This window comes from Bacillus sp. HMF5848 (assembly GCF_003944835.1).
Lineage (GTDB): Bacteria > Bacillota > Bacilli > Bacillales > HMF5848 > HMF5848.
Window position 1 is genome coordinate 92140 of sequence record NZ_RWIV01000001.1, and the last position, 7861, is coordinate 100000.

A 7861-nucleotide genomic window follows, 5' to 3' on the forward strand; every position below is an offset into this window, starting at 1 on the left:
TGGAGAAACGTGATTTTAATGATTGATAATTATGATTCATTCACGTATAACTTAGTGCAATATTTAGGTGAGTTAGGGATGGAGCTTGTGGTAAAACGGAATGATGCTATTGCAATTTCTGACATAGAGCAAATGAATCCCGAATTTTTAATGATCTCACCGGGTCCTTGTAGTCCTAACGAGGCAGGAATTAGCTTGGAAGTAATAGAATACTTCGCTGGTCGCATTCCGATTTTCGGTGTGTGCCTTGGGCATCAATCAATTGCACAAGTATTTGGAGGTGATGTTGTACGGGCTGACCGATTAATGCACGGAAAAACATCACCAATTGAGCATGATGGTAAGACCATTTTTAAAGGTCTTGACAACCCATTTACCGCTACACGATATCACTCACTTATAGTGAAAAAGGACACATTACCTGATTGCTTAGAGGTAAGTGCTTGGACTGCTGAAGGAGAGATTATGGCTATACGTCATAAAGACTTACCTATAGAAGGGGTTCAATTTCATCCGGAGTCCATCATGACTAATACAGGAAAGCAAATACTTGCTAACTTTATTTCAAACTATAAAGGAAATGGTATATGTACATCTATATAAACAATCAAATAGTAAGACATGACCAAGCCCATATTTCCGTGTTTGACCACGGTTTTATGTATGGGCTTGGTCTTTTTGAAACATTTCGTGTATATAATGGTCACCCGTTTTTGTTAGATGATCACTTGCAGCGACTAAATGAAGGGCTAAAGCAGCTAGATATAGATGTTCAATTTAACCGTGAAGGTGTTTTGTCTATCTTACATAGCCTTTTATCTGCCAATGGGTGGCAGGATGCGTACATCCGTTTTAACGTGTCAGCTGGTATAGGGGAGTTAGGGTTGTCAACATCCACATACGAGAAGCCTTCTATTATTATGTATGCTAAATCTTTACACGGAGTCAGCTTTTCTTCTAAAAAAGTCGTCTCACTAAAGATAAATAGGAACACACCAGAAGGACCTATTAGGCTAAAGTCGCATCACTATATGAATAATATTTTAGCTAAAAAAGAAATTGGGAATGATAGCTCAATAGAAGGTTTATTTTATACAGCGGAGGGCTATGTTGCAGAGGGTGTTGTCTCTAATGTTTTTTGGGTAAAAGAAAATACTTTATTTACACCTGACATAGGGACGGGTATATTGAACGGAGTCACGCGACAATTTGTAAAATCGATAGCAAATAAATTAGGTTTACCAATCATCGAAGGGTATTTTACAAAGAAAGATGTTTTAGAAGCGGATGAAATGTTTCTTACAAACTCTATTCAAGAAATATTGCCAGTTATATCATATGATGCTTGTGAATTTAAACTGTGTGATGAATCGATTACAGTGGCAATTCAAAATGAGTACACCCAAGGAATACAAAGTATGTTTTCTAGAAAGGATATTGAATCATGATTATGGATTGTGGGCCATATAAATTGGATTTCTCGCAAACTTTAATAATGGGCATATTAAATGTTACACCGGATTCCTTTTCGGATGGAGACAAATATAACGATGTAGAACGAGCTGTTAAGCATGCAAAGCAGTTAATCGTAGATGGAGCACATATTATTGATGTTGGTGGAGAGTCAACACGTCCTGGTTCTGAAAAAGTTGGAGAGGTGGAGGAATTAAATCGCGTCATTCCAATTATACAGGAGCTAAAAAGACAAATAGACGTCCCAATTTCAATTGATACTTATAAAGCAGAAGTAGCAAAACAAGCTATAAAAGCCGGAGCAACAATCATAAACGATGTTTGGGGCGCCAAGGCAGACCCTTACATGGCAGATGTTGCTGCAGCTTATAATGTCCCCATTATTTTGATGCACAACCGTAATAATCGACAATATCAAAATTTGATGGCTGATATGGTTCAAGACTTACATGAGAGTATCGCTATTGTGAAACGGGCTGGTGTAAAGGATGAACAAATTATATTGGATCCTGGTATTGGCTTTGCTAAGATGATAGAAGATAACTTAACAGTAATGCGTCGTTTAGAGGATATTACATCGCTAGGATATCCCGTTTTATTGGGAACATCGCGAAAATCCTTTATCGGTCATGTGCTTGACTTGCCTGTAGAAGAACGCCTTGAAGGTACAGGAGCAACAGTTTGTCTTGGAATAAGTAAAGGCTGCAATATAATCCGTGTACATGATGTGAAAGAAATGGCACGAATGGCCAGAATGATGGATGCAATGCTCAAATAGGAGGAGATTTTCATCGATAAAATTATCTTGAATCAACTTATGTTTTATGGCTATCACGGAGTGTTACAGGAAGAAACGAAAATTGGACAAAGATTTTTAGTTGATATAGAAATTAAGGCTGATTTGAAACAAGCTGGTCAATCAGATGCATTAGAAGACACGATTAACTATGCAGAAATATATAAGCTAGCACAAGAGATTGTAGAGAAAGAAATCTATAAACTAATCGAGGCTGTTGCAGACCGGTTAGCTGCTGTTATACTAGAAAAATACGCAATGGCAATGGAATGTACGGTTAAAGTTGTAAAACCTGATCCTCCTATTCCAGGTTATTATGAATCAGTTGCTGTTGAAGTAACGAGAAGTCGGTAAGGATTGATAGTAAATGAATAATGTTGCTTATATCGCATTAGGCTCAAATCTTGGGGACAGATTTTCTTTTCTAAAAATGGCTATTAATTTGATAGGGGCTCATCCTAGCATAGATGTTATTCGAACGTCGTCAGTGTACGAGACAGACCCTGTAGGACTAGAAGAGCAGGATGCTTTTTTAAACATGGTAATTAAAGTAAAAACAAAACTAAATGCCTTTGATTTATTGGCATTCATACAAAAAGTAGAGGAAGAAAACGGTAGGGAACGTATAGTAAAGTGGGGTCCGCGGACGCTAGACCTTGACATTTTGCTTTATAACAATGAAAATATGGAATCGGAACACCTTACGATTCCACACCCAAGAATGCATGAACGAGCGTTTGTGCTCACACCATTACAGGAGATTGATGAATCTATATTGATTCCGGGGCGGACCGCGCCATTATCTCATTATATAAATCAATCTATAGATAAAGAGGGTGTAAGGGTTTGGAAGGTAATCAATGGGGAAGAAGCATTCGTGCCTATAGAAAACTAAAGGGCTACACACAAGAAACCTTCGCAAATGAGTTAGGGATTTCTGTGTCTGTGCTTGGAGAGGTTGAAAGAGGTACGCGTGAACCAGACGAACAACTTTTACAACAAGTCGCTAAAACTTTAAATATACAGTTAGAAGATCTAGACCTTAGCAATAAATAGGTAAGCAGTTAAAGGAGGTGGCTATATGTTTAAAATCGGTGATATTGAATTAAAAAATCGAGTTGTCCTTGCACCGATGGCTGGTGTGTGTAACTCGGCGTTCCGCTTAACTGTTAAGGAATTTGGCGCAGGCTTAGTTTGCGCTGAAATGGTTAGTGATAAAGCAATCTTATATAAAAATGCAAAAACAATGGGTATGCTTTATATTGATGAGCGTGAAAAGCCACTAAGCTTACAGATTTTTGGTGGAGAGAAAGAAACTCTTGTAGAAGCTGCCAAATTTGTAGATAAAAATACAATGGCTGATATCATTGATATTAACATGGGGTGCCCAGTACCGAAAATAACGAAGTGTGACGCCGGTGCGAAATGGTTACTTGATCCAAATAAGATATATGAAATGGTTTCTGCAGTTGTTGAGGCTGTTGACAAACCGGTCACTGTTAAAATGCGTATGGGTTGGGATGAAAACCACATCTACGCGATTCAAAATGCTCAAGCGATAGAGCGTGCGGGTGGAAAGGCTGTTTCACTACATGGGCGCACGAGAGTACAAATGTACGAGGGAACTGCTAATTGGGATATAATTAAACAAGTTAAAGAGTCAGTAAATATTCCTGTCATCGGTAACGGTGATGTTAATACACCTCAAGATGCAAAGCGTATGCTTGAAGAAACAGGCTGCGATGGGGTTATGATTGGGCGCGCCGCACTCGGAAACCCTTGGATGATTTATCGTACAGTCAAATATCTTGAAACTGGCGAATTAATGGAAGAGCCATCCGCAAGAGAGAAGATTGATGTTTGCCTACTTCACTTTGAAAGATTAGTGGAGTTGAAGGGTGAACGTGTGGCAGTTAGAGAAATGCGAAAACATGCAGCATGGTATTTAAAAGGTATACAAGGTAATGCTAATGTGCGAAATGGGATTAATAGCTGTGAAACACAAACAGAGCTTGTTAGTCTTTTAACAGATTTTGTTGAAGAAAAAGAAGTGGATGAAGCACACGCTGTTTAATTTAACAGCTATTACAAAAACAACAAGTGTTTGACAATTATCGCTTGTTAGCCTATAATACGCGTGAATGAAACTTCGACTGCCAGTGTAAGCTGGCAGTTTTCTATTATTTTTTAAAAAACAATTATATGGGCTATAATGCTATAGTATTAGTTAAACATTTCCTTTTGAAAATGTCCCTTATGGAGCACGATGTTTATAATAAAACTTTCTAATAATAAATAATGTTGGAGTCTGGAGTTGATGAAATGAGTCATGAAGAGTTAAATGACCTCATGCGTGTTAGGAGAGAAAAGTTACATAAGCTACAAGAAGCCGGAGTAGATCCGTTCGGAAAAAAATTCGACCGCACACATAAAGCTGAAGAGCTGAAAAGTTTATATGAAAATGTGGAAAAGGAAGAGTTAGAACAACAATCTGTTCAAACTACGTTAGCTGGTCGTATCATGACGAAGCGAGGTAAAGGGAAGGCCGGATTCGCTCATATTCAAGATTTAAGTGGCCAAGTTCAAATATATGTGCGCCAAGACGCAGTTGGTGAAGAACAATATAAGATGTTCGACACAGCAGATATTGGTGATATTGTTGGGATTAGTGGGACTGTCTTTAAAACAAAGGTTGGCGAACTATCTATTAAGGTAAACGACTTTGTACTATTAACAAAATCACTTCGTCCGCTTCCTGAAAAGTTTCATGGCTTAAAAGATATTGAACAACGTTATCGTCAACGTTATCTGGATTTAATAATGAATCATGAGAGCAAAGAAACATTTATTACAAGAAGTCGTATCATTCAATCTATGCGTCGTTATTTAGATGATAATGGCTATCTTGAAGTGGAAACACCGATGATGCATTCTATTGCAGGTGGTGCATCTGCTCGCCCATTTGTTACACACCACAATGCGTTAGATATCCCTTTATTCATGCGTATCGCAATTGAATTGCATTTAAAACGTTTAATTGTTGGTGGGCTTGAAAAGGTATATGAAATTGGCCGAGTATTCCGAAACGAAGGTGTTTCAACTCGCCATAACCCTGAATTCACAATGCTTGAATTATATGAAGCGTATGCAGATTACAATGACATTATGGCATTAACAGAAAATCTAGTGGCACATATTGCCCGTGAGGTACACGGATCAACAACTGTACAATATGGGGAATATGAGGTTAATTTAGAACCACAGTGGACGCGTCTTCATATGGTAGATGCTGTTAAAGAGCATACAGGCGTAGATTTCTGGCCTCATATGACAGTTGAAGAGGCGCGGGCTCTTGCTAAAGAACATGGTGTGGATATTACAGAGCATATGGAATTTGGTCATATTGTAAATGAGTTCTTTGAACAAAAAGTTGAGGAAAAATTAATTCAACCAACATTTATTTTCGGACATCCTGTTGAAATATCACCACTTGCAAAGAAAAATCCAGAGGACTCAAGATTCACTGATCGATTTGAGTTATTTATTGTAGGTCGTGAGCATGCTAACGCCTTTACTGAGCTAAATGATCCAATTGATCAAAGAGAACGATTTGAAGCTCAGCTTCGTGAGAAGGAGCAAGGCAATGATGAAGCACACGAGATGGATGAGGATTTCATTGAATCACTTGAATATGGTATGCCACCAACAGGTGGATTGGGAATAGGGATTGACCGCCTTGTTATGCTGTTAACTAATGCGCCTTCAATCCGCGATGTGTTATTATTTCCGCAGATGAGAAATAGATAAGTAATAATCGGTATATAATAAAGGTGTGGCCTTCGTGCTGCACCTTTTGTTGTTTTAGATTAGTTAAGTCTAAGATATTGAAATACAATTGATGTAGCTTTATTGGGTTTTTCACTATTTTTATGATAAAAACACTTGTGTTCTTTTATAGAACATGATATATTAATAAACGTCGCTGCTAGACAACTTTAAAAACGACTAAAAAAGATTTTAAAAAAGTTGTTGACGAAGAATAGCGGAGATGGTATGATAATTAAGTTGCTGTTAGCGACAAAAGAAAAAATGCTCTTTGAAAACTAAACAAAACCAAGCGCTAAAACGTTTCTATTATAGAAACAAAACAAGCGACTTTAAGTCGCAAAAAGAATTGCCAGATGTAAATTTGAGCAAGTCAAACTTCTTTTCGGAGAGTTTGATCCTGGCTCAGGACGAACGCTGGCGGCGTGCCTAATACATGCAAGTCGAGCGAACCACTTCGGTGGTTAGCGGCGGACGGGTGAGTAACACGTGGGCAACCTGCCTATGAGACTGGGATAACTTCGGGAAACCGGAGCTAATACCGGATAATATTTATCTTTGCCTGAAGATAAATTGAAAGATGGCTTTTAGCTATCACTTATAGATGGGCCCGCGGCGCATTAGCTAGTTGGTGAGGTAATGGCTCACCAAGGCGACGATGCGTAGCCGACCTGAGAGGGTGATCGGCCACACTGGGACTGAGACACGGCCCAGACTCCTACGGGAGGCAGCAGTAGGGAATCTTCCACAATGGACGAAAGTCTGATGGAGCAACGCCGCGTGAGTGAAGAAGGTTTTCGGATCGTAAAACTCTGTTGTTAGGGAAGAACAAGTACCGTTCGAATAGGGCGGTACCTTGACGGTACCTAACGAGAAAGCCACGGCTAACTACGTGCCAGCAGCCGCGGTAATACGTAGGTGGCAAGCGTTGTCCGGAATTATTGGGCGTAAAGCGCGCGCAGGCGGTCCTTTAAGTCTGATGTGAAAGCCCACGGCTCAACCGTGGAGGGTCATTGGAAACTGGAGGACTTGAGTGCAGAAGAGGAGAGTGGAATTCCACGTGTAGCGGTGAAATGCGTAGATATGTGGAGGAACACCAGTGGCGAAGGCGACTCTCTGGTCTGTAACTGACGCTGAGGCGCGAAAGCGTGGGGAGCGAACAGGATTAGATACCCTGGTAGTCCACGCCGTAAACGATGAGTGCTAAGTGTTGGAGGGTTTCCGCCCTTCAGTGCTGCAGCAAACGCATTAAGCACTCCGCCTGGGGAGTACGGTCGCAAGACTGAAACTCAAAGGAATTGACGGGGGCCCGCACAAGCGGTGGAGCATGTGGTTTAATTCGAAGCAACGCGAAGAACCTTACCAGGTCTTGACATCCCTATGCCCGCCCTAGAGATAGGGTTTTCCCTTCGGGGACATAGGTGACAGGTGGTGCATGGTTGTCGTCAGCTCGTGTCGTGAGATGTTGGGTTAAGTCCCGCAACGAGCGCAACCCTTGATCTTAGTTGCCAGCATTTAGTTGGGCACTCTAAGGTGACTGCCGGTGACAAACCGGAGGAAGGTGGGGATGACGTCAAATCATCATGCCCCTTATGACCTGGGCTACACACGTGCTACAATGGATGGTACAAAGGGCTGCAAAACCGCGAGGTTGAGCGAATCCCATAAAACCATTCTCAGTTCGGATTGTAGGCTGCAACTCGCCTACATGAAGCTGGAATCGCTAGTAATCGCGGATCAGCATGCCGCGGTGAATACGTTCCCGGG

8 protein-coding genes and 1 rRNA gene (1 of these 9 cut by a window edge) are annotated in these 7861 nt (G+C 40.6%); all 9 read left to right on the top strand.

Features of this window, described 5'->3' with window-relative positions; all coding sequences use genetic code 11:
- The first annotated feature begins 9 nt into the window (after window positions 1-9).
- On the top strand, window positions 10-603 hold the full coding sequence (gene pabA, locus EJF36_RS00455) for an aminodeoxychorismate/anthranilate synthase component II (RefSeq protein WP_125904512.1): 594 nt from the start codon (window positions 10-12) through the stop codon (window positions 601-603).
- A complete protein-coding gene (gene pabC, locus EJF36_RS00460; protein ID WP_125904513.1) occupies window positions 588-1448 on the top strand; it encodes an aminodeoxychorismate lyase in 861 nt (286 codons plus the stop codon). The genes pabA and pabC overlap by 16 nt, the downstream gene beginning before the upstream one ends.
- On the top strand, window positions 1445-2251 hold the full coding sequence (gene folP, locus EJF36_RS00465) for a dihydropteroate synthase (protein ID WP_260471793.1): 807 nt from the start codon (window positions 1445-1447) through the stop codon (window positions 2249-2251). The genes pabC and folP overlap by 4 nt, the downstream gene beginning before the upstream one ends.
- A 12-nt stretch (window positions 2252-2263) precedes the next feature.
- On the top strand, window positions 2264-2623 hold the full coding sequence (gene folB / locus EJF36_RS00470) for a dihydroneopterin aldolase (protein WP_125904514.1): 360 nt from the start codon (window positions 2264-2266) through the stop codon (window positions 2621-2623).
- Between the two features lie 13 nt (window positions 2624-2636).
- Window positions 2637-3164: a 2-amino-4-hydroxy-6-hydroxymethyldihydropteridine diphosphokinase gene (gene folK / locus EJF36_RS00475; RefSeq protein WP_125904515.1), complete on the top strand. Its 528-nt coding sequence runs from the start codon at window positions 2637-2639 to the stop codon at window positions 3162-3164.
- Window positions 3116-3325 (top strand): helix-turn-helix domain-containing protein, encoded by a 210-nt coding sequence (locus EJF36_RS00480; protein ID WP_125904516.1) that lies wholly within the window; start codon window positions 3116-3118, stop codon window positions 3323-3325. Before folK ends, EJF36_RS00480 begins: the two co-directional genes overlap by 49 nt.
- 25 nt (window positions 3326-3350) lie before the next feature.
- Window positions 3351-4343 (top strand): tRNA dihydrouridine synthase DusB, encoded by a 993-nt coding sequence (gene dusB / locus EJF36_RS00485; protein ID WP_125904517.1) that lies wholly within the window; start codon window positions 3351-3353, stop codon window positions 4341-4343.
- Window positions 4344-4591: 248 nt separating this feature from the next.
- A complete protein-coding gene (lysS, locus tag EJF36_RS00490; RefSeq protein WP_125904518.1) occupies window positions 4592-6076 on the top strand; it encodes a lysine--tRNA ligase in 1485 nt (494 codons plus the stop codon).
- A gap of 400 nt (window positions 6077-6476) precedes the next feature.
- Window positions 6477-7861: ribosomal RNA gene (locus EJF36_RS00495) — 16S ribosomal RNA — on the top strand; it runs 155 nt beyond the window's last position.

Excerpts from the sequence above, each read along its gene's own strand:
- dusB (WP_125904517.1), top strand. The coding sequence starts at position 3,351 with ATGTTTAAAATCGGTGATATTGAATTAAAAAATCGAGTTGTCCTTGCA.
- pabC (WP_125904513.1), top strand. The coding sequence starts at position 588 with ATGTACATCTATATAAACAATCAAATAGTAAGACATGACCAAGCCCAT.
- folK (WP_125904515.1), top strand. The coding sequence starts at position 2,637 with ATGAATAATGTTGCTTATATCGCATTAGGCTCAAATCTTGGGGACAGA.
- lysS (WP_125904518.1), top strand. The coding sequence starts at position 4,592 with ATGAGTCATGAAGAGTTAAATGACCTCATGCGTGTTAGGAGAGAAAAG.
- folP (WP_260471793.1), top strand. The coding sequence starts at position 1,445 with ATGATTATGGATTGTGGGCCATATAAATTGGATTTCTCGCAAACTTTA.